The sequence below is a fragment of the Methylomonas stagni genome (assembly GCF_050154735.1).
GTDB lineage: Bacteria > Pseudomonadota > Gammaproteobacteria > Methylococcales > Methylomonadaceae > Methylomonas > Methylomonas koyamae_A.
In genome coordinates this window covers 1,678,153-1,702,672 of sequence record NZ_CP189557.1, presented here as the reverse complement: position 1 = coordinate 1,702,672, position 24,520 = coordinate 1,678,153, and the positions used below count along the sequence as shown (strand labels likewise).

Annotated in this window: 24 protein-coding genes; 22 read left to right on the top strand and 2 right to left on the bottom strand. The window is 57.8% G+C overall.

All coding sequences use genetic code 11. The features are described 5' to 3' along the window. Positions 1 to 76 precede the first annotated feature (76 nt). The 8 genes from ACP4CD_RS07995 (at position 77) to ACP4CD_RS07960 (ending at position 7,332) form a co-directional block, all read left to right on the top strand. Positions 77 to 520 (top strand): DUF1134 domain-containing protein, encoded by a 444-nt coding sequence (locus ACP4CD_RS07995; protein WP_064030798.1) that lies wholly within the window; start codon positions 77 to 79, stop codon positions 518 to 520. A gap of 17 nt (positions 521 to 537) precedes the next feature. Beyond that, the gene (locus tag ACP4CD_RS07990; RefSeq protein WP_071159743.1) at positions 538 to 864 is read left to right on the top strand and encodes a hypothetical protein; all 327 of its coding nucleotides are present in this window, start codon (positions 538 to 540) and stop codon (positions 862 to 864) included. A gap of 155 nt (positions 865 to 1,019) precedes the next feature. Continuing rightward, positions 1,020 to 1,250, top strand: coding sequence for a hypothetical protein (locus tag ACP4CD_RS07985; protein WP_426994172.1), 231 nt, complete (start codon positions 1,020 to 1,022; stop codon positions 1,248 to 1,250). An 11-nt stretch (positions 1,251 to 1,261) separates the two neighbouring features. After that, positions 1,262 to 2,620 (top strand): hypothetical protein, encoded by a 1,359-nt coding sequence (locus ACP4CD_RS07980; protein ID WP_426994171.1) that lies wholly within the window; start codon positions 1,262 to 1,264, stop codon positions 2,618 to 2,620. Between the two features lie 68 nt (positions 2,621 to 2,688). Next, a complete protein-coding gene (rnr, locus tag ACP4CD_RS07975; protein ID WP_426994170.1) occupies positions 2,689 to 5,016 on the top strand; it encodes a ribonuclease R in 2,328 nt (775 codons plus the stop codon). Further along, positions 5,013 to 5,756 (top strand): 23S rRNA (guanosine(2251)-2'-O)-methyltransferase RlmB, encoded by a 744-nt coding sequence (rlmB, locus tag ACP4CD_RS07970; RefSeq protein ID WP_064030794.1) that lies wholly within the window; start codon positions 5,013 to 5,015, stop codon positions 5,754 to 5,756. Before rnr ends, rlmB begins: the two co-directional genes overlap by 4 nt. A gap of 34 nt (positions 5,757 to 5,790) precedes the next feature. After that, the gene (locus ACP4CD_RS07965; protein WP_426994169.1) at positions 5,791 to 6,039 is read left to right on the top strand and encodes a c-type cytochrome; all 249 of its coding nucleotides are present in this window, start codon (positions 5,791 to 5,793) and stop codon (positions 6,037 to 6,039) included. Further along, the gene (locus ACP4CD_RS07960; protein ID WP_426994168.1) at positions 6,040 to 7,332 is read left to right on the top strand and encodes an FCSD flavin-binding domain-containing protein; all 1,293 of its coding nucleotides are present in this window, start codon (positions 6,040 to 6,042) and stop codon (positions 7,330 to 7,332) included. A gap of 704 nt (positions 7,333 to 8,036) precedes the next feature. Here ACP4CD_RS07960 and trxB read toward each other — a convergent pair. Continuing rightward, positions 8,037 to 8,993, bottom strand: a complete 957-nt coding sequence (gene trxB, locus ACP4CD_RS07955) for a thioredoxin-disulfide reductase (RefSeq protein WP_064030885.1) — start codon at positions 8,991 to 8,993, stop codon at positions 8,037 to 8,039. A gap of 299 nt (positions 8,994 to 9,292) precedes the next feature. Here trxB and ACP4CD_RS07950 point away from each other — a divergent pair, with 299 nt between their 5' ends. The 4 genes from ACP4CD_RS07950 to ACP4CD_RS07935 all read left to right on the top strand — a co-directional run bounded on the left by ACP4CD_RS07950 (position 9,293) and on the right by ACP4CD_RS07935 (position 13,054). Continuing rightward, positions 9,293 to 11,605 (top strand): DNA translocase FtsK, encoded by a 2,313-nt coding sequence (locus ACP4CD_RS07950; RefSeq protein WP_426994167.1) that lies wholly within the window; start codon positions 9,293 to 9,295, stop codon positions 11,603 to 11,605. Beyond that, positions 11,602 to 11,790, top strand: coding sequence for a hypothetical protein (locus tag ACP4CD_RS07945; RefSeq protein WP_281022913.1), 189 nt, complete (start codon positions 11,602 to 11,604; stop codon positions 11,788 to 11,790). The genes ACP4CD_RS07950 and ACP4CD_RS07945 overlap by 4 nt, the downstream gene beginning before the upstream one ends. A 168-nt stretch (positions 11,791 to 11,958) precedes the next feature. Beyond that, positions 11,959 to 12,228: a SemiSWEET transporter gene (locus tag ACP4CD_RS07940; protein WP_064030789.1), complete on the top strand. Its 270-nt coding sequence runs from the start codon at positions 11,959 to 11,961 to the stop codon at positions 12,226 to 12,228. A gap of 19 nt (positions 12,229 to 12,247) precedes the next feature. Beyond that, on the top strand, positions 12,248 to 13,054 hold the full coding sequence (locus ACP4CD_RS07935; protein WP_426994166.1) for a GntR family transcriptional regulator: 807 nt from the start codon (positions 12,248 to 12,250) through the stop codon (positions 13,052 to 13,054). On the opposite strand, the gene ACP4CD_RS07930 is transcribed toward ACP4CD_RS07935, so the two are convergent. Further along, on the bottom strand, positions 13,055 to 13,996 hold the full coding sequence (locus ACP4CD_RS07930; protein ID WP_426994165.1) for a ribokinase: 942 nt from the start codon (positions 13,994 to 13,996) through the stop codon (positions 13,055 to 13,057). 220 nt (positions 13,997 to 14,216) lie between these two features. Here ACP4CD_RS07930 and ACP4CD_RS07925 point away from each other — a divergent pair, with 220 nt between their 5' ends. The 10 genes from ACP4CD_RS07925 to kdpE all read left to right on the top strand — a co-directional run bounded on the left by ACP4CD_RS07925 (position 14,217) and on the right by kdpE (position 24,458). Beyond that, positions 14,217 to 15,005, top strand: coding sequence for a hypothetical protein (locus tag ACP4CD_RS07925; RefSeq protein WP_426994164.1), 789 nt, complete (start codon positions 14,217 to 14,219; stop codon positions 15,003 to 15,005). 79 nt (positions 15,006 to 15,084) lie between these two features. Next, positions 15,085 to 15,927, top strand: coding sequence for a hypothetical protein (locus ACP4CD_RS07920; RefSeq protein ID WP_426994163.1), 843 nt, complete (start codon positions 15,085 to 15,087; stop codon positions 15,925 to 15,927). Positions 15,928 to 16,104: 177 nt separating this feature from the next. Next, complete coding sequence (cobO, locus tag ACP4CD_RS07915) at positions 16,105 to 16,641, top strand: cob(I)yrinic acid a,c-diamide adenosyltransferase (RefSeq protein WP_426994162.1); 537 nt, start codon at positions 16,105 to 16,107, stop codon at positions 16,639 to 16,641. Positions 16,642 to 16,707: 66 nt separating this feature from the next. After that, positions 16,708 to 17,118, top strand: coding sequence for a ketosteroid isomerase-related protein (locus ACP4CD_RS07910; RefSeq protein WP_064030785.1), 411 nt, complete (start codon positions 16,708 to 16,710; stop codon positions 17,116 to 17,118). Between the two features lie 104 nt (positions 17,119 to 17,222). After that, positions 17,223 to 17,585 (top strand): hypothetical protein, encoded by a 363-nt coding sequence (locus tag ACP4CD_RS07905; protein ID WP_064030784.1) that lies wholly within the window; start codon positions 17,223 to 17,225, stop codon positions 17,583 to 17,585. 255 nt (positions 17,586 to 17,840) lie between these two features. Next, positions 17,841 to 18,824 carry an ABC transporter ATP-binding protein gene (locus ACP4CD_RS07900; protein ID WP_426994161.1) on the top strand — a complete coding sequence of 328 codons (984 nt, stop codon included), beginning with the start codon at positions 17,841 to 17,843 and terminating at the stop codon, positions 18,822 to 18,824. Next, positions 18,821 to 19,582, top strand: coding sequence for an ABC transporter permease (locus ACP4CD_RS07895; protein ID WP_064030782.1), 762 nt, complete (start codon positions 18,821 to 18,823; stop codon positions 19,580 to 19,582). Before ACP4CD_RS07900 ends, ACP4CD_RS07895 begins: the two co-directional genes overlap by 4 nt. Positions 19,583 to 19,755: 173 nt before the next feature. Further along, complete coding sequence (locus tag ACP4CD_RS07890) at positions 19,756 to 20,832, top strand: radical SAM/SPASM domain-containing protein (RefSeq protein ID WP_426994160.1); 1,077 nt, start codon at positions 19,756 to 19,758, stop codon at positions 20,830 to 20,832. A gap of 167 nt (positions 20,833 to 20,999) precedes the next feature. Next, a complete protein-coding gene (locus ACP4CD_RS07885; RefSeq protein WP_426994159.1) occupies positions 21,000 to 23,738 on the top strand; it encodes a DUF4118 domain-containing protein in 2,739 nt (912 codons plus the stop codon). 24 nt (positions 23,739 to 23,762) lie between these two features. After that, positions 23,763 to 24,458 carry a two-component system response regulator KdpE gene (gene kdpE, locus ACP4CD_RS07880; protein ID WP_281022922.1) on the top strand — a complete coding sequence of 232 codons (696 nt, stop codon included), beginning with the start codon at positions 23,763 to 23,765 and terminating at the stop codon, positions 24,456 to 24,458. The last annotated feature ends 62 nt before the right edge of the window (positions 24,459 to 24,520 follow it).

The following is a 24,520-nucleotide window of genomic DNA, read 5'->3' as shown; positions in this document are numbered from 1 at the left end:
CGGCTTTGTACTATAATCGGCTGACTCGACGGCGGCTGGCCGGCTGGAAATTGGGGTTTAACACGTGGAGAAAACAATGAAAATCGGAACGTTCAACTATTTACCGCTAGTGCTTGGCATCGCATGCGCGGCGCTATCGGCCTCGGCCGCGGCGGGACCGCTGACCTCTTGCACGATGACCTACAAATTGAGCGGCTGGTCGCTGGTCTACAAACAATACGACGGTATCGGCAATATCAGTTGCAGCAACGGCCAGCGCGCCCAAGTCGCCTTGGCGTCCAAGAGCATCGGCTTCACGATAGGCAAATCGGAAATCGAAGGCACCGGGGTATTTTCGGAAGTCAAAAATCTCAATGAGATCTACGGCAACTTCGTGGCCTTGGAAGGGCACGCCGGCGCTACTAAATCCGTGGACGCGCAAGTCTTGACGCGCGGCGAAATTTCGCTGGCCTTATCCGGCAAGGGGCGAGGCATCGACATCGGCGTCACGCTGGGCGCGCTGACGATTTCGCCGCGCTAGGCCGTTTTTACCGGCACATGCCGTTCGTCACCCGAGACGCCGCCGGGGCGATCCGGCGCCTCGACGATACCGGGGCCGCTGGCGATTGGCTGGCGGATGACGATCCCGAACTGGCCGCGTTTTACCGCGACGCGGGCATGCGGGCCAAGCGCGCGCTGACCGAAACCGATGTCGATATGGTTAGGGTTATCGACGATCTGGTGGATGTTTTGGTGGCCAAACAATTGGTGATATTTACCGAGTTGCCGGACGCCGTGCAACAGAAGCTGCTGGCCCGTAAACAACTGAGAAGGGAAATCGGCGCGTTACAGAACTTAATGCTAGACGACGAAGGTTTGTTCTAATGAACCCATGTCGCGCCCGGTCGGCTTCGCGCTCGCCGCGATCGGCCCGCCTGGAATGGTGCTGATTGGTGCCGCCGGCGCGGCCGTCAGCAACCGCGGGCGGCCGGAGTTTCGCCGGACAACGGTTGGAAGCGCCGTTGTATTGAATTTGGACTTTGCGTGAAGAACTCTTTTTTCTGGTCATACCCGAACAAAAAAACGATCCCCGCTTGCTGGCGACTTTCTCGGAAACCGCCCTGCAACAATGGATCGCCGAGTTGCCCGCCGCCAATCCGGGTCTGGCCGCTCGTTTGTTTCAGGAATTGCTGTCCGAATTGATTTCGGTGGAAATGCCGGCTGCCAAGCGCTTGCAAGCGTTGGAGCAGCTCAGGGACAGTTTTTTCTGATCGACGATTATTTGCGGTCGCGTCTGATCAAATTCGGCTTTCCGAAAGGCGATATCGAGAAAAAAATTTTCGGGCTGGTGTGCGTCGTCGAGCGCCAGTTTACGATCGGTTATTGGAGCGTGGTCAGGGACCTGACCCGGCGCGATGTCGGCTGGCTGCAGGGCAAGACCGTGGCCTTGGCGATACAGCGGACCATCAAGGGATTGAGCCGCATCGTCGTCAGCCAGTACATGATGAGTTACCCGATTCCGGACTGGATTTGGATAGATCTGCATTCGCTGTACAAACTGGCGGTGAAGTTGGGTAAAGACGATACCAAGGTCGCCGACCAGCGCGGCCTGTTTACCAAGCATTCCTCGGTCGCCGACAGTTACAAGCAGATTTTGCTGCTCAGTCTGGCCTACCCGTCCGGCCTGATGCAGAAGGAATTCCAACTGGTTTACGAGTTCATCGATAAGATTAGCGATTTGGTGAACATAGAAGCCAAACCGGTTGCCGGACAAGCCGTGCAATGTCTGATTTCGATCGACGAAGACCTTGCCCCGGCCTTTCAGCCGGCCGCCAAGACGGCGGACCGACGCGGCGAGGCGGCCCTATTGTATTTGGATCTGACCAAATTGGCTAAGATCTACAAGTTGACCGATAAATACTGCGGCAAGGACGAAGCCAGATTCAGTTCGCTGGACATCGATCCAGGCAGCCATAACAAATTGTCGCCGGAACTGTTCGAGTATCTGATACAGCGCTGGCAGGGCAGGGAACCGCAAGGGACCGTGTATTTCGCCGATCGGCTGGATCGTTACGTAGTCATCGGCCTGGACGCGACGCACGATTTACTGGATACCGGCCGGATCGCCGCCGGCTATGAAGCGACACCGGAAATTCCGGCACACAGCGAATCCGAGCGGGCTTTGTCCTGCGTATTGCAACAGGAAGGCTTGTTGTCGATCGGCAGTTTGGTCAGTTTTAGAAAAACCGATAGCTTGCCGCATCTGCGGGCCTTGGGCGTGGTCTGCAAGATTCTGCTGCCCAAGCAAGACAGCAAAGTGGTGTTCGAGTTGGTCGTGATTGCCCATCAAGCGTTTCCGGTGGCTTATCACGCGCTGGATGCCGAACCTGACACCGAACGCAAAAAAGCCCTGATTTATGGTACAAAGGACCAAGAAGGCGAAAAAAGCTTTATTATCATGGATTCTTTCATGCTCAAGGATGGCGACTTGTTACGGATGTACATGGGGAGCGAGAATTTTCCAATTATTTTGAATGGCCGGAAGAATATAGGCTTGGGCTATTGGCAATTCGAATGTCGGCAGATACTTGAAAATATCCCGTCGGCCCACGGCAAGAAGAAAGGCTATGACTTTATTTGAAACATCCGTTTGCCGGGCGCCCCATGCGCGACCCCGGCCGCATGACCCGACACCGAAACGACTACTCAATGACATCCAATTCCGATCAGCCCACTGATTCCAAAACGTTCGTCGATCCTTACGCCGAGCGCGAAGCCGAAAAATACGAACATCCCATTCCCAGCCGCGAACTGATACTGCAGCTGGTTCAGCAAACCGGCAAGCCGTTGCGGCGTCAACAAATCGCCCAACAATTCGGGTTAGAGTCCGCCGACGCTCTCGAAGCTCTGCGCCGACGCTTGCGCGCGATGGAGCGCGACGGCCAGTTGGTATTCAACAGCCGGCAAAAATACATGATTGGTAACGGTCAAAACTTGATTAATGGCCGGGTACTCGGCCATCCCGAGGGTTTCGGCTTTTTGAAACCGGAAGACGGCAGCGACGATTTGTTTTTGTCGCCCAGGGAAATGAAGCCGCTGATGCACAACGACAGGGTCGCGGTCCGGGTGACCGGCATTGATCGCAAGGGGCGCCGCGAAGCCGCCGTCGTCGAGATTCTGGAACGCAATACCCACCAAGTGGTCGGCCGGTTCTTCACCGAGGGGCGCGTCGCTTACGTCGTGCCGGATAACAAGAAAATCATTCACGAGGTTCTGATCGCCAAGGAGGACGTCGGCGGCGCCAAAAACGGCCAGATCGTCGTCGCCGAAATCGTTCAGCAACCCAGCGCGCACTACCAGCCCTTGGGGCGGGTCGTCGAAGTGTTGGGCATGCATATGGCGCCCGGCATGGAAATCGAAATGGCGATCCGTTCGCACGAACTGCCCAACCATTGGCCGGAGGCTTTGCTGGCCGAGGTTGGCGGCTTGCACGCGGAAGTGCCGGAATCGGCCAAGCAGGGCAGGGAAGACGTCCGCCACCTGCCGTTGGTGACGATAGACGGCGAGGACGCCCGCGATTTCGACGACGCGGTGTATGCCCAAAAAACCAAGAAAGGCTGGAAGTTATTGGTGGCGATCGCCGACGTATCGCACTACGTCAAGGTGGGTACCGCGCTGGACGACGAAGCCAAAAACCGCAGCACCTCGGTGTATTTCCCGGAAAAAGTCATCCCGATGCTGCCGGAGATTTTGTCCAACGGCTTGTGTTCGCTGAATCCCAAGGTGGATCGGCTATGCATGGTTTGCGAGTTGCTGATCGGCGAGGACGGCCTAGTGGTGCGTTCGCGGTTTTTCGAGGCCGTGATGCGTTCCCATGCCCGGCTAACCTACAGCGAAGTCGCAAAAATACTGGTCGACGGCGATCAAAAACTGGCCAAGAAATACGCGGATTTGGTGCCGCATCTGCAAACGCTGTACAGCCTGTACCAGGCCATGCGCCGGCAACGGGAACTGCGCGGGGCGATGGATTTCGACACCCAGGAAACCAAGATCGTGTTCGGGCCCGAGCGCAAAATCGCCGAGATCGTGCCGCTGGTCCGCAACGACGCGCATAAATTGATCGAAGAATTCATGATTACCGCCAACACCGCGGCGGCCAAATTCCTAACCCGCAAAAAGTTGCCGCGCCTGCTGCGGATACACGACGGCCCAGGCCCAGAGAAATTACTAGCGCTGAAGACCTTTTTGAACGAGCTGGGTCTGCATCTCGGCGGCCACGCTCAACCGACCCCGCTGGATTACATGCACTTGCTGGAATCGGTGGCCGGCCGCACGGATGCCCATCTGATCCAGACCATCTTGCTGCGCTCGATGTCGCAAGCGGTGTACAGCCCGGAAACCAAGGGCCATTTCGGCCTGGCGCTGGACGCTTACGCGCATTTCACGTCGCCGATCCGCCGTTATCCGGATTTGCTGGTGCACCGGGCGATACGCCACGCACTGGCCGGCAAGGCGCCGGACAGTTTTGCCTACAACTATGCCGACATGATGGCGCTGGGCGAGCACTGTTCCGCCAACGAGCGCCGAGCCGACGACGCCACCCGCGACGTGATTAGTTGGTTGAAGTGCGAGTATATGATGGACAAGATCGGCGAGGAATTCGCCGGAGTGATTTCGTCGGTCACCGGTTTTGGGTTTTTCGTCGAATTGCAGACCGTTTACGTCGAAGGCCTGGTGCATATCGCCTCCTTGCACAACGACTATTTCCAGTTCGATTCCGGCAAGCATCAGCTTTACGGCGAACGCACCGGCGTGCGCTATCGGCTGGGCGACGCGGTGCGCATCCGTGTGGTACGGGTCAATTTGGACGACAAAAAGATCGACTTCGAATTGATTCAGGCCGGTAAGAAGGCCGAGAACGCCAAACCCAAAAAGGCCAAATCCAGCAAAGCCAAAACGACCGAGGGCAAAGGCAAGTCCGCCAAGTCCGAGCCCGCCAAAAAATCCACCCGATCCAGACGGCGCCGTAAATCATGAGTTTGACTCAGCTTTTCGGCGTGCACGCCGTGCAGGCCGCCTTGGAACATTCTCCAGACAAAATCCGCCGCGCCTGGATCGACGGCCAACGCCAGGATGCCCGCTTGAAACCGCTGCTCGACGCGTTGGCGGAGTTGGGTGTCAATCCCGAGAAAACCGAGCGCAAAAAGCTGGAGCGGATGGCCGACGGCAAAAATCACCAAGGCATCGTGGTCGCGGTCGAATTGCCGGCGATGCGCAGCGAAGATCAGCTAAAACAGGATTTCGACGCGCTGACCGAAACGCCGTTTTATTTGATTCTGGATCAAGTTCAGGACCCGCATAATCTCGGAGCGTGCTTGCGTACCGCCGACGCGGTGGGCGTGCATGGCGTTGTCGTTACCAAAGACAATGCCGCCGGCATCACGCCGACCGTGTGCAAGGTAGCCAGCGGCGCGGCCGAGACGGTGCCGGTCTATCAGGTCACCAATCTGGCTCGGGTGCTGCGTTGGTTCAAGGACCAAAATGTTTGGATCATGGGTGCGGCCGGCGAAGCCGAGCAAACCGTCTACCAGATGAAACTGGATATGCCGCTGGCCTTGGTGATGGGCGCGGAAGGCAGCGGTCTGCGCCATCTGACCCGCCAGCATTGCGACTTTCTGGTAAAGATACCGATGGTGGGCCAAGTGGAAAGCCTGAATGTATCGGTCGCGACCGGCGTGTTGCTGTACGAGGTTTTCCGGCAAAAAGCCGCGAACTAAGCGAATGCGGGCGGCTGTCGGCTTACTGCTGCTAATGTTGACAAGCGCCGCGCGCGCCGATTTCGCCGCCGAGGCGATCGCGGCCAATTGTACGATTTGCCATGCGCGAAAGGATGGCGATGTCGGCATGCCCGCGCTGGCGGACCTGTCGGCTGAAAAACTTCGTCAGTCTTTGCTGGATTTCAAATACGACCGCAAAACCGCGACTTTGATGAATCGGATCGCCAAAGGCTACAGCGACACCGAATTAGCGGTGGTGGCCGATTACCTGGGAAAACGCTAGATGGCGGACTGGTCGCGCCGACGATTTCTGCGAACCGGTGCCGTCGCGACGGCCGGCTCGCTGAGCGCCTGTCAAACATGGACGATCGGCGGCGCGGCACGGGCGCGCGTCGTGGTCGTGGGCGGCGGCTTTGCCGGCGCGACCGCCGCCAAGTTCATTCGCTGCTACGACCCGACGATCGACGTCACCTTAATCGAACCCAAATCCGCTTACATCACCTGTCCGGCCAGCAACTGGACTTTGGCCGGACTGTTGAAGCCGGCGCGGTTGCTCGTCGATTATCGGGACTTGGTCGATCGTTACCAAGTTCGCCTGATCGGCGATCGGGTGGCCGCGATCGACGCCGACCGGCGTAAACTGGTGCTGGCCGATGGCGATAGCTTGCGCTACGACCGGTTAGTGTTGGCGCCCGGCATCGATTTCGACTGGCAAGCCATCGCCGGTTACGATGCCGAAATGGCCGAGCGATTTCCGCACGCCTGGCAAGCGGGCCCGCAGACCGAATTGTTGATTCGCCAAATCCAGGCGATGCCCGACGGCGGCCGGGTGCTGATTTGCGCGCCGCCCGATCCCTACCGCTGTCCGCCAGGACCCTACGAGCGAGCCAGCCTGATCGCGTTCTGGCTGAAGCAATACAAGCCGCGCGCCAAGGTGGTGATACTCGATCCCAAGCCGAGCTTCTCCAAACAAAAATTGTTCGAATCCGGCTGGCGGCGGCATTTCGGCTACGGCACGCCGGCCGCGAGCATCGAGTGGCTGTCGATCGCCAACAATCCGGTGGTGCGCTTGGAGGCCGCCGGCCGAGCGGTGGTCACCGATTTCGGCGACCGCTTTACCGGCGACGTGCTGAACATCATTCCGCCGCAACGCGCCGGCCGCATCGCCGCCCAAGCCGGCTTGACCGACGCCGGCGGCTGGTGCCCGGTCGATCCTTGGACCAGCCGGTCGCGCTTCAACGAGTTCATTCACGTAATCGGCGATGCCGCCGATTACGCGCCGATACCCAAGTCAGCGTTCGCCGCCAATTCCGAAGCCAAGGTCTGCGCGCGCGCCGTGGTCGATCTGCTGAACGGCCGCCCGCCAACCGAGCCGCATTGGCTGAACACCTGCTACAGCCTGATCGCGCCGGACCACGGCATTTCGGTGGCGATGGTATACCGGCTGAACGCCGGCCGGATTGCCCCACTGCCCGGCGCCGGCGGCGTCAGCGCCGATAGCCCCGCGGCCGCCGCATTGGAAGCCGGCTATGCCGTCGCGGCCTACCGCAACCTCAGAAAGGACAGTTTCGAGTGAGCGGAGCGCCTGATCGCTCAACGGTTTTAGCTGCACGACCGCCAACGTGATGAAACCGACGCCGTTTACACCGGACACGCCGTTACTCCTTTACTGGTTAACATCGCCAACAACGTCAGTTACCGCGACTGAATGTAATCGCATTGATGCCGGCGATTTTATACTGAAGGTAAAATTGGACAATTTCGGATGGATGGTTTTTCTGACGAACGTCTGTTGCAGGGGAGTCGCTATTTTTGCGAAAGATTTTTCGGGTATCCTGGGCCGAAAAATCAGGTAAAAATGACGCGACCGCTTAGGCCTGCGACGGCCTCGATTCGTTCGTCGCGTCGTTTCGTTTCGACCCGACAAGGGGTCGAAACATAGGTTCTCGCATGACTTGACGGCGTTTCGCGAGGCGGCCTTGCAGGTTTTCTCCGCTTCATTGCGAAAACCCGCCTGATGCTATGCCTATTGAGAACTAAAAATCTTCACTTCGCCTTCGCTCCGTTTCCAAGATTTTCAGTGAATGATTTGCTGCTGCCAGCGGTAATCCCAAAATGTGCGACAGCCTGTAGATTACGTTGCCATTTTCTGCCTGTCCCCCGATACCAGTCGCCAATAATGCCAGGGTTCAGGCTTCCCGGCACTTCGATCCGCGTCCAAGTTCCGGCTATCCCTGCCGGAACGGTGTGCTTTTCAAAGCGGGGCGATCGGAAGTGGCTTTAGCCGGTTAGTTCGTCCAGGTATTTTTCGGCGTCCAGCGCGGCCATGCAGCCGGCACCGGCCGAGGTGATCGCCTGTTTGTAGTGCGAATCCATCACGTCGCCGGCCGCGAATACGCCCGGCACGTTGGTCGCGGTGGCGTTGCCGTGTATGCCGCTTTTGACGACGATGTAGCCGTGGTCCATCTCCAGTTGACCGGTAAAGATGTCGGTATTCGGCGTATGGCCGATCGCGATGAATACGCCGTGTACGTCGATATCCTTGGTGCTGCCGTCGGCCGTGCTTTTGATGCGAATGCCGGTGACGCCCATGTCGTCGCCCAGGACTTCGTCGAGCTGGTAATTCCATTCGATTTTGACGTTGCCGGATTTGGATTTCTCGATCAGTTTGTCCGACAGAATTTTCTCGGAGCGGAACTTGTCGCGACGGTGAACCACGATCACTTCCGAGGCGATGTTGGCCAGATACAAGGCTTCCTCGACCGCGGTATTGCCGCCGCCGATCACCGCGACCGGTTTGTTGCGGTAGAAGAAACCGTCGCAGGTCGCGCAGGCCGAGACGCCGCGGCCCTTGAAGTCTTCCTCGGACGGCAGGCCCAAATATTTTGCAGAGGCGCCGGTGGCGACGATCAGTGCGTCGCAGGTGTAAACGCCGGAGTCGCCGGTCAGCGTGTACGGTTTTTTCGACAGGTCGGCGGTGTGGATGTGGTCGAAGATCACTTCGGTATTAAAGCGTTCGGCATGGCGCAGCATCCGGTCCATCAATTCCGGTCCTTGCACGCCGTCTACGTCGCCGGGCCAGTTGTCGACCTCGGTGGTCGTGGTTAGCTGGCCGCCTTGTTGCATGCCGGTGATCATCACCGGATTCAGGTTGGCGCGGGCGGCGTAGACGGCGGCGGTGTAGCCGGCGGGGCCTGAGCCCAGGATTAACAATTTGCAATGTTTGGCTTCGGCCATGTTAACGGTCTCCATTGAGTCGGGTGAGGGATGATCGGATTATAAGGGTTATTGGCAGGTGGCGAAACCGCGGTTTTGCTGGGTTTGTGGCGGGCGGAACCGACGCGGGGTCAGCGGCGGCTATCGGCCGTTAGGGTTTCGCGAAACTCGGCGTATACTGAAATCGCTCGGAGAGACTTCCGCGTGGTTAGTCCGTTTCGGGGCCGATTGCTTGGGGCGGTTGCGGGCAATCTAATGTGGTCTCGACGTTTATCATCTATAATCCTGTTTTGGGACGCTTTTATTGAGAGCTTTTAGTCATGGTTGCCGTTGTTGAAGAAAAAGCCGCGCGAGGTTATCGCGAAATCGCCTTGCTGGGCTGCACCAGTTGCGCGTTGTTTTTCCTGATTGCACTATTGACGTTTAGTTCCAACGATCCCGGCTGGAGCCACAGCACGTCTTATCAACAAATCGCCAATGCCTGCGGCCTATTCGGCGCGTGGTTGGCCGATTTCGTGTTGAGTTTTCTCGGCTTGATGGCCTACCTGATTCCGGTGATGATTTTTTGGTACGGATTCATACTGTTTCACGGCGGCAAACAGCAGCCGGGCGGCCAGTGGCTGATTGCGATGCGCTGGAGCGGGTTTCTGGCGACAATGCTGTCCGGTTCGGCGATTTTATTCTTGCATCTGCATTTCCTGCGCACCAAGGTCGATCTGCCGGAAAGTCCCGGCGGTATTCTGGGCAGGGAAATCGGCGACGCGCTGGTGCATCTGCTAGGGAATTCCGGTTCGACCTTGTTGCTGCTGGCGATCTTCATGACCGGGGTGACCCTGTTCACCGGCTTGTCCTGGCTGATGATGATGACCTTGATCGGCAAGGGTGCGATGGCCGCTTGTTCGGTGGTGGGCCGTCAGGCGGTGGCCGCGCCCGGCCGTTATCGCGGCGAACGGCCGGCGACCGAGCGTCCGGATCGTCCGGAAATTCAGCGCAAAGCCAAACCCGCCGACGTCGGCAAAGCCGAAGAACGTACCGCCCGCAAACCGCAGATTCAGGTGGTCGAAACTCCGCCTACCGCGCCAGCGGCCGTCAAGCCGGCCCGCCGCAAGGACGCCAAGCCGCTGGAGAATTACGAACCCGGCGAGTTTTTGAACGCCTTGCCACCGCTATCCTTGCTGGAAAAACGCGACATCAAGGTTAAGCGCTATTCCAAAGTCGAGTTGGAAGAAATTTCCCGGCAGGTCGAAGATGTATTGCAGGATTACGGCATCGCCGCCGAGGTCGAGGCCGTGTTGCCCGGCCCGGTGATTACCCGTTTCGAACTGCGTTTGGCGGCCGGCGTTAAGGTCAGCCGGATCAGCAGTCTGGCCAAGGACTTGGCGCGTGGCCTGTCGGTGACCAGCGTGCGTATCGTCGAAGTGATCGAGGGCAAGTCGGTGATCGGTTTGGAAATTCCGAATCAGGAACGCGAGATGGTGTCATTGCGCGATTTGCTGGTGTCCGACGAATTCGACCGAGCTAAATCCAAATTGACGCTGGCGATGGGTAAGGATATTTCCGGCACGCCGGTGGTCGCCGATTTGGGCAAAATGCCGCATGCGCTGGTGGCCGGTACCACCGGTTCCGGTAAGTCGGTGGCGATCAATACCATGATTTTGAGCCTGGTCTACAAAGCCAAGCCGGAAGATGTGCGTTTGATTATGATCGACCCGAAAATGCTGGAATTGTCGGTTTACGAAGGCATTCCGCATTTGTTGACGCCGGTCGTCACCGATATGAAGGACGCGCAAAATGCATTGCGTTGGGCCGTGGCCGAGATGGAGCGCCGTTACAAATTGATGTCCAAGGTCGGCGTGCGCAATCTGGCCGGCTACAATCATGCGGTCAAGGAAGCCGACGCCGCCGGCCAACCGCTGCGCGATCCGCTGTTTTACCCGCAAACGCCGATTCCAGCCGACGACTATCCGTTGTTGACCACCTTGCCCAGCATCGTCATCGTCATTGACGAGCTGGCCGATATGATGATGGTGGTCGGTAAAAAGGTCGAGGAATTGATCGCCCGGCTGGCGCAAAAAGCTCGGGCCGCCGGTATTCATTTGATTCTGGCGACTCAGCGCCCGTCGGTGGACGTGTTGACCGGCTTGATCAAGGCCAACGTGCCGACCCGGATCTCGTTCCAGGTGTCGTCGCGGATCGATTCTCGGACCATCATCGACCAAGGCGGCGCCGAAGCCTTGCTGGGTAACGGCGACATGCTGTTCCTGCCGTCGGGTACCAGCATTCCGCTGCGGGCGCACGGCGCCTTCGTCGACGACCACGAAGTCCATGCCGTCGTCGAGTTTTTGAAGAAAACCGGGCCGACCAATTATCTGGACGAAATCACCCAGGAGCGCACCGACAGCGGCGAAATCGCCGGCGTGGACGGCGAGGGCGGCGAAACCGATCCGCTGTACGATGAAGCGGTGGCTTTTGTTACCGATTCGCGCAAGGCGTCGATTTCCAGCGTGCAACGCCGCTTCAAAATCGGTTACAACCGGGCGGCGCGGATTATCGAGGAGATGGAAAACGCCGGTGTGGTGACGCCGCCGGAAACCAACGGTAGCCGCGAAGTGCTGGCGCCGCCGCCGCGATGAGTCCCGCCATCGCCGGCTTTCTGGGCGTGGCCGGCTTTGCCGGTTTGGCGGGCTGGTTGATTGTCCGGCGCAAACCGGTCGAAACCGCCGTTAAAGTCATGATGTTTTTCGGCTATTTCTGGTTGGTGGCGTTTTCGCTGCTGGTGCTGCTGGCCGGTGCTTATTATCTCCGGGAATATCTGTAGTATTTTGCACGACCGGTTTTCAGTTCGTTTTCCGGCCGCCCATTTAAATTCAAGACCGTGGCCGCGGTGTTCGCGGTTTAAATTTACGCCCGAGTTTGTCTGTCCGTCGAAGGATTCAAGCCGCGTTTTCCAACCAACACTCCACTAAGTTCTCAACCGTAAGTTTCCATGGCATTTTCTTACGAATTCATCGGCTATTTGGCCGCGATGCTAACCACGCTGTCGTTTTTACCGCAAGCGATCATGACGATCAAAACCCGCGATACCGGTTCGCTATCGCTGGGCATGTACAGTATGTTCACGCTGGGGGTATTAATGTGGTTGATCTATGGTTTGTACTTGCGCAATGTGGCGATTATTGCCGCCAATGCGGTGACCTTGGTCTTGGCGGCGTCGATATTGTTGGTCAAAGTGCAAAACCTGCTAGGCAAGCGCTAAGTATCGGGAGGCTCGAACGGTGGCCATCGCGTCCAACGGCATCAGTACCGGTTCTTTGGCCGCCAACGACAGTGCGGCCTTCATCGAGAAAATTCGTCCGAATGCCGGCGTATCGGAGCCGGTATACAAGCAATTGCAAAAACGCATCGCCGACATGATTCAGTCCGGCGAATTGGCGGACGGCTTCAGTTTGCCGTCCGAGCGCGCGTTGGCCGAAGCCTTGGCGCTGAGTCGGACCACGGTCAGACGCTGCTATGAAGAATTGCGGGCGCAGGATCGCATCGCCAGCCACGGCCGTTCCGGCGCCAAAGTCAAGGCGCCGGCGCGTATCAATCCGGAGATGGGGAAGTTGAAAGGCTTTACCGAGGAAATGCGCGAGCTCGGCATCACGCCATCCACCCAAATCCTGGAGCACCGGGTCGTTGTCGATCGGACCATCGCCTCGCTATTCAATCGGCCGGCATCGGCGCGGTTTCTACGTTTGGTACGGGTGCGCCTCGGTGACGGCATGCCGCTGTCGCGCGAAGTGGCCTGGTACGATTTAACCGTGGCGCCGGCGCTGGCCGATTGGGATGGCGAAGGTTCGGCGTATCAGTATTTGGAGTCCGTTTGCGATTTGGGTTTGGTGCATGCCGAGCAAACCATTGAGGCGGTGCTTTGCGACGACGTCGAAGCAGCGGTGTTCGGGTTCGCCGAGCCGGCACCCTGTTTGCTGTTGAAACGGAAAACCCACGCCGACAACGGCCAGATCGTTGAATATGTCGAAGGCACTTTTCGCGGCGACGCCTACACCTATCGGGTCAATCTAAAAATTCGGCCGGACTAATTAGTTTATTGGTATTGGATTGGTCGCGATAAAGCGCTCGATCTGAGCGCCGGTCGGCAAACTCTTCAGGACGCCTGGGCGGGCCGCGACCCAAGCGCCGCACGCGCTAGCCTTGAACAGCGCGTCCTCCGCCCGATGCGTTTCCAACCAACCGATCGCCAATCCGGCATTGAAGGCGTCGCCGGCTCCGGTGGTATCCACTGCAACGATAGGCCAGGCCGCTTGCCGGTAGATGCGGCCGTCACTCAAAGCCACGCAACCCTGGTCGCCCAAGGTCACGATCAGCAACTTGCCGGACCAGCCGATTCGTTTTGCCCTGGTCGCCAATTCAAGTAGGCATTGCGCCGGCTCTATCCCGTCATTGTTGAGATTAAACAAATGGGCGGCTTCGGTTTGGTTCAGCACCAGAATGTCGGTCAACGCCAATATTTCAGGATCCAGCGCTCGCCACGGTGACGGATTCAACATCGTTGCCATGCCGCGTTGGCGGGCGATTTCGAATCCCGCGCGGATCGGCGCGTCCTGAATTTCGAATTGGGCATACATCAACGCCAAACCGGGCAGGGCGACGATGGCTTGCCGGACATGGCCGGCGTCCAACAGCGCGTTGGCGCCGGGATAGACCGCTAGAAAATTCTCGCCGCTCGGGCCGATAAAGCCCACGCCAAATCCGGATTGGTCGCCAATCCGCAATAGCCAGTCCACATTCATGCCTTCGGCCATCAAGCATCGCGACGCGCTGTCCGCTGCTGCGTCGCGCCCTAGCGGCAGTAGCAGACTTACTTCGGCGCCGAGTCTATGTAAGCCGACGCCGACGTTGAAACCCTTGCCGCCGTGTTCGGAAAGCAAGCTCTCGGCCGCCAGGGATTCGCCGGGCGCCGGCAAATGTTCGACGTTCAGGCAATGGGCCTGGACGTAACTGCCTAACACCAGGATGGACACGCTTACTCCCCAGCAGCAAAAGAATCCATGAAATATTACCGGATCGAAATCAATAATCCACGATTGACACCGAAATTTGTAACTGGTATTTCTATGGTATCTAAAATAGATACCAAATTGAGTGATAAAGTTGCGACGATATGTCAAATTCGTAGCGCTTAATCGCGCGGTGGCTTTTCGCTTCCATTCAACCGTTAACGGTTATACCAAGGGCAATACGATGAGACTCAAACAGACCGTACTCGCAATTTCCATCCTGAGTTTGATGGCCTTCAATCACGGTGCCTCGGCCGGCAGCGCCAGCTCGACCGCGGAGGTCAGCGTGGACTGGCGTAGTTTTCGCGTGACGTCCGGCACCGATGTCAACGCCGGAATCGCTTGGTACGACAAGTCGTCGCGCGTCGATACGCGCATGGAGACCCCTTACGGCGAAGGCACCTATTCATCCGATTGGGTGACGCCGTTAACCAGCCTGCAAACAGGGAGCGGGATTCGCTCGCTGATCTCGAAAGCCGATGTCGATCCGGACTTGCTGCATGCCTATTCCCAGGATAGCGATCCGGCCTATGGCGACGCGGTGACGACCGAGAGCTATCGCACCGGCAGTTTCACCGGGTCCGGAACGGGGACGACCACGTTCTCGGTCGATTACAGCATGAGTATCGGCTTGGTGCCGGGCAGCGGGATGAATGACGTCGCGGCGGCTTGGGTGTTGCTGGTGGTCAACGATTTCGGCGATCCCAACCAGGCTTTGTCCAGCCGTAAGGATCTATTCCTGAACGCCAATCTCGTCGGTAGCTTGCCTACCCAGGCGTCGGGGACCTTATCGGTCACCCTACCGACCACGAGTATCGGCCGCATCTCCTTTAAGGTGACTAGCCACGCCTATGCGAACGTCTCGGGCGTTTCTCAAGTGCCGCTACCGGCCTCGGCCTGGCTGTTCGGATCGGCACTATTGGCGCCGGGCTGGCTGCGTCTCCGGCAGCGTTCAACATCCGTGCGGATTTGATGCTCCCGAAATCGTTGCTCGCATAAGCCCTGTCGGCCATCCCATCTCCAATTACTAACCATCAATATCGAGGTATTTTATGAATAGCTTTGTGCTTTTGTTGCCGTTGTGCGCCCCATTCGTTTACGCGCCGGCCGCTAATGCCTACAACACTTCGTTAACCGTGACGGCTAGCGCCAACGCCGCCTATGGCAGCCCGTCCTACGATTCCGATTTCAAGGCGATAGACAACGTTAACGGCCCCTCCGCGTACGCGGTCGATGCGCTGTATCAAGTACCCGATCCGAGGAGCGGTCCAGGCACAAACCTTGAAACGTATCGCTCGTCCGCCAGCGGCTTCGTCAGCGCCGGTATCTTGAAAGCCACCGCCAGCGCCAGCGCGACCGCTTATGCCGCCAATGTCGCCAGCGGCAGCAGCAAGGTGTCGTTTTCCGATCATTTTAGCGTGGCGGGACCGAGCGGCCGCAATATCGATTTGACCTTGACGTATCTGGTATCCGGGGGATTGTCCGGCTCGGCGACCGCTCGCGGCAGCGTCCAACTCGGTACCGGCGATAGCATCTCGTTCTCCGAGAATGGATACACGCCGCGCAGTTTCAACTGCTCTTGGACGCCGTCTTGCACCGGCGTCGCGACGTTTTCGGTGCCGGTGAATACCTTGATTTCGCTGGATGCCTTCCTGGAAGTGGGCGCGAGCGCCAGCAGCTACTTCAAACCCACGGCGACCCAATCGTCCGCCAATTTCGGGAGCACCGGATTGGTGTATTTGGGGATTGCCGACAATCGTTATCAGTTGCTGACCGACAGCGGATACGGTTATGCGCCGGTGCCGCTACCGGCCGCGGCTTGGCTGTTTGCCGGCGGATTGGCGCTATTCGGAACCTTGGTCAGCGACAAACGACGAGTCACCCAGGCACTTTAGAGAGCGGGCGGTCGCTGGCTAGATGGGTTTCTCTGTCGGATGTTTGGCGTTGGTTTTGTTCGGTTTCCATTCGTGAGCAGCTCAAGCGTTAGCCGGTAGCTTAGTCCGTCCCGCGCCGTTTAATTGTTACAATGCACGTGAACCCTGGCGTCGCCGGGAGATCACGAAGCAGAGATCATGAAAACCAGAGATAGAAGACAGGGTGTGGTGTTGGTCCACACCGGCGAGGGCAAGGGCAAATCCTCCAGCGCGTTCGGGATGGTGTTCCGCGCGGCCGGTTGGGGCATGAAGGTTTGCGTGATTCAATTCATCAAGGGCCAATGGCAGACCGGAGAGCAACGCGCGGCCGAACGTTTCGACAATATCGAGTGGCACGCGTTGGGCGACGGCTTCACCTGGGATACCAAAAATCCGGAGCAGGACATCAAGACTAGCCGCGACATTTGGGAATTCGCCAAGCAAAAAATCCTTTCGGAAGCGTTCGATTTGGTCATTCTCGACGAAATCAATTATTGCTGCGGCTACGGCTGGATCGGCGGCCCGGAAATCGCCGATTTCATAAAAAACCAAAAACCGGCTTGGCTGCATTTGGTGTTGACCGGCCGCAACGCGGCCCCGGAAGTGATTGCGGTCGCCAATACCGTCACTGAAATGACTCGTATCAAGCATGCTTACGAAACCGGCATCAAAGCCGAGCAGGGCGTCGAATTTTAAGCTGAAAAAAAGCGGTTTTCTGGCAGAATCGCCGGCTTTTCAACACCTTTCCCGACGGGTAATGCCATGCAAAAGCAAGCGATCGAATTGATTCAGAACTACTACCAAGCGTTCAACAATGGCGACATGGACCGCTTTCTGAGCCTGCTGACCGACGATGTCGTGCATGACATCAACCAAGGCGATCGCGAAACCGGTAAGGAAGCCTTCGGTCAGTTCATGCAAAAAATGAATCACCACTACAAAGAGCAACTGGTGGACATGGTGGTGATGGCCAATGAAACGGGTACCCGCGGCGCGGCCGAGTTCGTCGTTTTGGGCGAATACCTGAACACCGACGAAGGTCTGCCGGAAGCCAACGGCCAGACCTATCGCTTGCCGGCCGGCGCATTTTTCGACATTCGCGACGGTAAGGTCGCCCGTATCACCAACTACTATAACCTGGGCAATTGGATAGAACAGGTCGACCCGCAATAACGGCGGTCGACTTCGATTGCCGCTGCCAGCCATTTAGCATAGAATCCGAAGGGCAATACTTCGGATTCGCCGAAAATAATTACAATAGAGAGAGGAGAGCTACAATGGGTGAGACACAGAAATTGATGATCGCTATGGTAGGCGTATTCGTGGTCGGCTTCATATTGGTCGGCGTCAGCAAGGATCAATCCAACGAAGAAAAAGAGGCGGCGGCGCAAATCCGCGCCCTGGTGGCGATGCAGGAAATGGCCAACCAAAAATGCCCGAAACTGATCGAGAACAAAACCGGCACGCAAGTGTTCTTTCCGTCCAAGACCTCCACGGATAAGGCTACTTACGTGACGATGGAATGGGTCGGCGAGAAAGACTCCAATTTTAAAACCGCGTCCTGCACCTTGCACTTGTCGCTGGGCGGCGTTTCCAAGCTGATTATCGACGACCAAGTCTTGATCGACAAAAAACTCTGATTCGTAACGTTGGCTGTCGAGCGCAGCTCGACGGCCAACATCATCGTTCCGCTTGTCTCTCGGTGAGTTGCGGTCTGTTTTCTTCCCAAGACGCGCCGGTTGCGGTGCGAATCGTCAGGCAGCCTAAGGTGTTGAATTCGCTGCAACCTCTTCCTTCGATCTGATCGGTAGACCGCCGCTTCGCTAAATTGCCGGAACCCGGAAGCGGAATCACTGGTCGATTGCCTTCCCAACCACTTTCCATCGAACCGATCCATGCCACGGACCTTGCCCAACATCCCGCCGCCGGAAGCCCAGTCCTCCAACGTTATCGTGGCCGTGCGCGGCGTCAATAAAGTCTATGCCGGGGGGTTTCAAGCCTTAAAGAATGTCGATCTGGATATCCGCCGCGGCGAAATATTCGCGTTGCTCGGTCCGAACGGGGCCGGCAAAACCACGCTGATCGGCATCATTTGCGGTATCGTTAAAGCCTCGGCCGGCAGCGTCGTCGCCGACGGTCACGATATCGCCCGCGATTATCGGGCGGCGCGGGCCAGTATTGGCCTGGTGCCGCAAGAACTGCATACCGATGCGTTCGAGTCGGTGTGGGCCACGGTCTCCTTCAGTCGCGGCTTGTTCGGCAAGCCCCCCGACCCCGGCTACATAGAAAAGATCTTGCGTGATCTGTCGTTGTGGGACAAGCGTAACGAAAAAATCATGGCCTTATCCGGCGGCATGAAGCGGCGGGTGCTGATCGCCAAGGCGCTGTCCCACGAACCGTCGATTCTGTTTCTGGACGAGCCTAGCGCCGGTGTCGATGTCGAGCTCAGGCACGATATGTGGCGCATGGTGCGCGCATTGCGCGAGCGCGGCACCACCATCATTTTGACCACCCATTACATCGAAGAGGCCGAAGACATGGCCGACCGCATTGGTGTTATCAGCAAGGGCGAACTGATCGTGGTCGAGGATAAAGCCGTCTTGATGCGCAAGCTCGGCAAAAAACAATTGACGTTAACGCTACGCTTGCCGATAGACGAGCTTCCCGCCGGCTTGAGTCACTGGCCGCTGGAAATCGCCGAGAGTGGCCTGGCTTTGGTTTACAGCTTCGATAGTCAGACCGAGGAGACCGGGATTGCCGAACTGCTCAACGCGTTGGCCGAGCACGGCATAGAATTCAGGGATCTGCGCTCCAGCGAAAGCTCGCTGGAAGATATCTTCGTCAGTCTGGTTCACCAGCCCAAGGAGGCTAGCGCATGAACGTTTACGGCATTCGCGCGATTTACCGTTTTGAAATGGCGCGCACGTTTCGCACACTGGCCCAGAGCGTCGCCGCGCCGGTGCTCACCACGTCGCTGTACTTCATCGTGTTTGGCAAGGCGATCGCGTCGCGGATGGGCGACATCGACAGCGTCAGTTACGCTGCCTTCATCATTCCGGGTCTGGTGATGCTGAATTTGCTGAACGAGAGCATTTCCAACGCTTCATTCGGTATTTTCATGCCTAAATGGGCGGGTACGATTTACGAATTGCTGTCGGCGCCGGTGTCCTGGATCGAAGTATTGCTCGGCTACGTCGGCGCGGCAGCGACCAAATCGGTGATGCTGGGTTTGCTGATTTTGGCGACGGCCCGTTGTTTCGTGCCTTACGACATCGCTCATCCGCTGTGGATGGTCGGATTTCTGTTACTGACGGCGATTACCTTTAGCTTGTTCGGCTTTATCATCGGTCTGTGGGCCGACAGTTTCCAGAAATTGCAAGTGGTGCCGATGTTGGTCGTCACGCCGTTGACCTTTCTGGGCGGGGCGTTTTACTCGATTAACATGCTGCCGCCGCTGTGGCAGAAGATTTCCTTGTTCAACCCCGTGGTCTACTTGATCAGCGGTTTTCGCTGGAGTTTCTATGGTGTTGCCGACCTTAACGTCGGCGTCAGTATCGGAATGATTTGCGGTTTACTGGTGATTTGTCTGAGCTTCGTCTGGTGGGTCTTCAAGAGCGGCTACAAAATCAGACATTAATCGCGGTGCCGAGATACGCCGGATGTAGGCTGAAAATAGCGAGTTTGTCTTAAACAAGTTATAGTCTGTGGTGAATCCGCTGGGGCGTTAGATGCGCGTTTGGCGACACGCATCTCTCGGTCCCGCTGGCGGCACGTGCCATTTGCCGGTCGGTTCAAATTGGAGCTTGAACGATGAAAACGACCTCGCTGGCCCATATGGCCGTCAAACACGGTTATAACCACTTGGCCGAGGCCTTGTACCTTTCGAGCGGCGCCGATTTGACCAAGCCCGTCAGCTTCTACGCGTTGATCAACGAACGCTGCAACGTGAAGTGTCGCTATTGCAAGTTTTGGCGTTTGCCCGAGTACAAACCGGAAATGACGATTGAACAATGGCAAACCGCCTTGCTGAGTATTCGGGCGTTCGTCGGCACCTACTCCATCAACTTCAGCGGCGGCGAACCCTTCTTAAAGCCTGGCTTTCTGGACTTGATGGATTTCTGCCGCAAAAACGGGATTCACAGCGGCGTAACCACTAACGGATCGACGCTGAACCGGAAGAACGCCGCCCGGTTGGTGGAAACCCAGCCGTTCAATTTGAATATCTCCTGCGACGCGCCGAGTGCGGAACTGCACGACTACTTGCGCGGCTATCCCTCGCTATTCGAGAGGCTGGTCAACGGTATTCGATGCGTTCGCGATGCCCGCGACAAGGCCGGGCTGAATTTTCCTATCGTCATTAAAACCACGGTGAATGCCAAAAACTTCCGCTTGTTGCCGGAAATGGTGAAATGGACCCAAGAAGTCGGCGCAACCGCGCTGAACCTTCAGCCCTTGGATCGCTGGACCCCGGAAACCTACGACGAACTGTGGATCGAAGAATCAGACTGGCCGGAACTCGAGCGGGTGCAGAACACGCTGATCGCGCTCAAGCGTGCCGGAGAACCGATCATGAACAGCGAAACGGTCATCAACCAGATGGTCAAACATTTTCGCGAGGAAAAAGCGCCACCCGAGGCCATGCCTTGCCGAGTCGGTATGCGCGACTTTTTTATTCGGACCAATGGCGATGTCCAAACCTGCTTCTACTTCCCGGTGATCGGAAATTTGACGCAACAGAGCGCCGAGCAGATCTGGCGCGGTCCGGCGGCCCGTGACATTCGGAAGGAAACCATCGCTTGCCAGAAGTTATGCCTACATACCTGTCTTAGTCAAAAGACGCTGCGCGATAAGGTGAAGATGGGCTTGATTTTGCTCCGTGGGCGCTGAGGCAACGCTATTTAGTTCGCGCTTTTCCCGCCGCTGCTTCGATATGGGTGGGGATTGCGCGGATGGCCCGCCGTTCACAGCTTACCGCGTGAATCTTTACGGCATTTTTATCCGCTAGTCCGTACACTGATTGCTGTCTCCCAAATCAAGATCCGCTACATTTTCAAATGAATCCAGAACGCCCGGATCCCGACCAATTGCTGGCCCGCGTTGCTCGGGACCGGGCCAAGGCCAAGCGAGGCCGATTGAAGATATTCTTCGGCGCGGCGGCCGGAGTTGGCAAGACTTACGCGATGCTGTTGGCGGCCAGGGAGCGGCGCGCGGAGCAGTTGGATGTGATCGTCGGCTTGGTGGAAAGCCACGGCCGTAAGGAAACCGAGGCCTTGCTGGACGGCTTGGAGTGTTTGCCGACCCGGCCGGTACCATACAAGGGCGCGGTTCTGCGCGAGTTCGATATCGACGCGGCCCTGAAGCGGCGACCGGCCATCATTCTGGTCGACGAGCTGGCCCACACCAACGCGCCCGGTTCCCGCCATCCGAAACGTTGGCAGGACATTCATGAATTGCTGGAAGCCGGCATCGACGTCTACACCGCGTTGAACGTGCAGCATCTGGAAAGCCTGAACGACGACATCGGTCAGATTTCCGGGATTCGGGTTTGGGAAACCGTGCCGGACACGGTATTCGAAGATGCCGACGAAGTCGAACTGGTGGATTTACCGCCGGACGAGCTATTGCTCCGATTGAAGGAAGGCAAAATTTATCTGCCGCAACAAGCGCAACAGGCAATACAGCATTTTTTCCGCAAAGGCAATTTGATTGCGTTGCGCGAACTGGCGCTCCGCCAGACCGCGAGCCGAGTCGATGCGCAGATGCTGGATTACCGAGAAGACAATGCGATCCGCGAAGTCTGGCAGGTTGGCGAGCGCTTGCTGGTGTGCATAGGGCCCAACCCGTTGGCCGAACGGCTGGTACGGGCCGGGAAGCGCCTGGCGGCCGGGTTGCGGGCCGAATGGATCGTCGCTTACGTCGAGACGCCCGAGCTGGCCCGGCTGCCGGCGGTCAAGCGCGACGGGGTGTTGCGGATCTTGCGACTAGCCGAGCAGTTGGGCGCGGAAACCGTCACGCTCAGTGCGCCGGCAATGAGCGAGGCGATCATCCGCTTTGCCCGGGAACGCAATATCAACAAAATCGTCGTGGGCAAGCCCAGTCGGCGCGGTTGGCGGCGCTGGTTATTGGGGTCGGTCGTCGATGTGTTGATCGCTCAAGCCCACAATATCAATATTTATCTGTTGGGTAGTCCGCGTCGCGGCGAGATGGATGCGCCGGAAGCCGAACCGTCGCTGTTCAGAAAAAGCCCGCTGCCGGGACTCAAGCAGCGCATCCCGGCCAAGACGCGCCGGCGCTATCTGGGTTACGCCTGGGCGGTCGGCGTGACGGCGTTCAGTACCGCGGTCGGTTATTTATTGTTCGGCAGCGTCGAACTGGCAAACTTGGTCATGGTGTTTCTATTGGGGGTGGTGTTCGTTGCCACGCGCTTCGGCCGGGGACCATCGATTTTGGCGTCGGTGCTGGGTGTCGGCGTGTTCGATATTTTGTTCGTTCAACCGTTTTACAGTTTTTCGGTATCGGACAGCCAATATTTGATTACTTTGCTGGCGATGCTGGTGGTCGGCATCGTGATCAGCAATCTGATGGTCAATGTGCGTTCGCAGGCTAAGGTGGCGGCGCACCGGGAACGGCGGGCCGCGGCCTTATACGCGATGAGCAAGGAATTATCCGGCGCCCAGAACGAAGAGGATATCGTCAAAATCGCGGTCCGCCAGTTGTATTCCGAATTCAGCAGCCGCAACGCGATTTTGTTTGCCAACGCCGAGGATAGAATCGAGCATCCGCGCGGCGCGGCATTGGCGGAGTCTCTGCCGGGCGCCGATCTGGGCATCGCGCAGTGGGTCTTCGATCACAACGAAATGGCCGGACAGGGCACCAACACCTTGGCGGGCGCCGAGGCGATTTATTTTCCGATTCAAAACGACGATAAAGTCGTCGGCGTGCTGGCGATGCGGCCGGTCAATCTGCGCCGGGTGTTTTTGCCGGAGCAGCAGAAATTGCTGGAAACCTTTTTACGCCAAATCGGCCAATCCGTGGCCCGCATTCGCTTCGCGGAAACGGCCCGCGTGACCCTGTTGCAAGTCGAGGCCGAACGTTTGCGCAACTCCTTGCTGAGCGCGATTTCCCACGATTTGCGCACGCCGCTGGCGACTATCATCGGCTCCGCGACCACATTGGCCGAAGACGCTGGCCAGTTGCAGCCGTCGGATAAATTGGAATTAAGCCGGGCCATCGTCGACGAAGCCGAACGGATGTCGACTTTGGTTAACAATATCCTGGACATGGCCCGCCTGGATTCCGGCGTGCTGGAACTGAACAGGCAATGGCATCCGTTAGAGGAAATCGTCGGCACCGCATTGACCGTGCTGCAAAAACGCCTGGCCGGCAGACCGGTGCGGGTATCGCTGCCGGCCGGTATTCCGATGGTTTACGCCGATGCGGTGATGATCGAGCAAGTGTTGATCAATCTGCTGGAAAACGCGGCGCGCTATACGCCGGTGGGTAGCGATTTGGATATCCGCGTGGAAACCAGCGATCAGGCTGTCGAGCTCAGCGTCGCCGATCGGGGGCCCGGTATTCCGGCCGGCAAGGAAGAGCGGCTGTTCGAAAAGTTCTTCCAGGTTCGCCACGAAGCCGCCCAGAGCGGAGCCGGCTTGGGTTTGGCGATTTGTCGAGCCATCGTCGAAGTCCATGGCGGCCGGATTTTCGCCCGCAATCGGTCTGGCGGCGGCGCGATTTTTACCTTTATACTGCCGCTGGACCAACCACCGCCCAGCCTGGAGTTAGAAGAATGATGGTCGAAGCGACCGTAAGCCGGCATGGCTAAAATCGAGCCGGTCATCATCGTCGTCGAGGACGATCCGTCGATACGGCGGTTTTTGCGCACCGGTTTGACCACGCACGGTTTCGCGGTGTTCGAGGCCGAGACCGGCAAGCAAGGCCTGATCGAGGCTGGCGTGCGCAAGCCGGATCTATTGATTTTGGACCTGGGCCTGCCGGATATGGACGGGGTTGACGTGATTCGCTCTTTGCGGGCTTGGTCGGCGGTGCCTATCATCGTATTGTCGGCGCGCAGCAACGAGCAACACAAGATCGACGCGTTGGACGCCGGCGCCGACGATTATCTGACCAAACCTTTCGGTTTCGGCGAGTTGCTGGCCAGGATTCGAGTCGCGCTCAGACACGCTAATCGCGGCGCGGAAGGTGCCGGCGAAGCAGTGTTTACGGCCGGCAACCTGCGGGTGGATTTGCAAAACCGTCTGGTTAGCGTCGCGGACGAGGACGTGCATCTGACGCCTATTCAGTACCGTTTACTGGCGGTATTGATCAAGCATGCCGGTAAAGTTCTGACTCATCGGCAGATATTAAAAGAGGTTTGGGGACCGTCCTCTCAAGAAAACGCGCATTACTTACGGATCTACATGAGTCAATTGCGCCAAAAACTGGAGGCCGATCCCACTCAGCCGCAACATCTGTTAACCGAATCGGGCGTCGGCTACCGATTCAAAGTTTGACGGTGAGCGATTCCGGCGCGGGCTAGCGACGCCAGCCCCAGCGGCCGCCGGCAATCCGGGCG

What these genes read in the sequence shown, in the direction of transcription:
- trxB (WP_064030885.1), bottom strand. Translation starts at nt 8,993, where the DNA reads ATGGCCGAAGCCAAACATTGCAAATTGTTAATCCTGGGCTCAGGCCCC.
- ACP4CD_RS07885 (WP_426994159.1), top strand. Translation starts at nt 21,000, where the DNA reads ATGAATCCAGAACGCCCGGATCCCGACCAATTGCTGGCCCGCGTTGCT.
- ACP4CD_RS07900 (WP_426994161.1), top strand. Translation starts at nt 17,841, where the DNA reads ATGCCACGGACCTTGCCCAACATCCCGCCGCCGGAAGCCCAGTCCTCC.
- ACP4CD_RS07925 (WP_426994164.1), top strand. Translation starts at nt 14,217, where the DNA reads ATGAGACTCAAACAGACCGTACTCGCAATTTCCATCCTGAGTTTGATG.
- rnr (WP_426994170.1), top strand. Translation starts at nt 2,689, where the DNA reads ATGACATCCAATTCCGATCAGCCCACTGATTCCAAAACGTTCGTCGAT.
- ACP4CD_RS07950 (WP_426994167.1), top strand. Translation starts at nt 9,293, where the DNA reads ATGGTTGCCGTTGTTGAAGAAAAAGCCGCGCGAGGTTATCGCGAAATC.
- cobO (WP_426994162.1), top strand. Translation starts at nt 16,105, where the DNA reads ATGAAAACCAGAGATAGAAGACAGGGTGTGGTGTTGGTCCACACCGGC.
- ACP4CD_RS07945 (WP_281022913.1), top strand. Translation starts at nt 11,602, where the DNA reads ATGAGTCCCGCCATCGCCGGCTTTCTGGGCGTGGCCGGCTTTGCCGGT.
- ACP4CD_RS07910 (WP_064030785.1), top strand. Translation starts at nt 16,708, where the DNA reads ATGCAAAAGCAAGCGATCGAATTGATTCAGAACTACTACCAAGCGTTC.
- kdpE (WP_281022922.1), top strand. Translation starts at nt 23,763, where the DNA reads ATGGCTAAAATCGAGCCGGTCATCATCGTCGTCGAGGACGATCCGTCG.
- ACP4CD_RS07890 (WP_426994160.1), top strand. Translation starts at nt 19,756, where the DNA reads ATGAAAACGACCTCGCTGGCCCATATGGCCGTCAAACACGGTTATAAC.
- ACP4CD_RS07895 (WP_064030782.1), top strand. Translation starts at nt 18,821, where the DNA reads ATGAACGTTTACGGCATTCGCGCGATTTACCGTTTTGAAATGGCGCGC.
- ACP4CD_RS07965 (WP_426994169.1), top strand. Translation starts at nt 5,791, where the DNA reads ATGTTGACAAGCGCCGCGCGCGCCGATTTCGCCGCCGAGGCGATCGCG.
- ACP4CD_RS07905 (WP_064030784.1), top strand. Translation starts at nt 17,223, where the DNA reads ATGGGTGAGACACAGAAATTGATGATCGCTATGGTAGGCGTATTCGTG.
- ACP4CD_RS07995 (WP_064030798.1), top strand. Translation starts at nt 77, where the DNA reads ATGAAAATCGGAACGTTCAACTATTTACCGCTAGTGCTTGGCATCGCA.
- ACP4CD_RS07940 (WP_064030789.1), top strand. Translation starts at nt 11,959, where the DNA reads ATGGCATTTTCTTACGAATTCATCGGCTATTTGGCCGCGATGCTAACC.
- ACP4CD_RS07990 (WP_071159743.1), top strand. Translation starts at nt 538, where the DNA reads ATGCCGTTCGTCACCCGAGACGCCGCCGGGGCGATCCGGCGCCTCGAC.
- ACP4CD_RS07920 (WP_426994163.1), top strand. Translation starts at nt 15,085, where the DNA reads ATGAATAGCTTTGTGCTTTTGTTGCCGTTGTGCGCCCCATTCGTTTAC.
- ACP4CD_RS07960 (WP_426994168.1), top strand. Translation starts at nt 6,040, where the DNA reads ATGGCGGACTGGTCGCGCCGACGATTTCTGCGAACCGGTGCCGTCGCG.
- rlmB (WP_064030794.1), top strand. Translation starts at nt 5,013, where the DNA reads ATGAGTTTGACTCAGCTTTTCGGCGTGCACGCCGTGCAGGCCGCCTTG.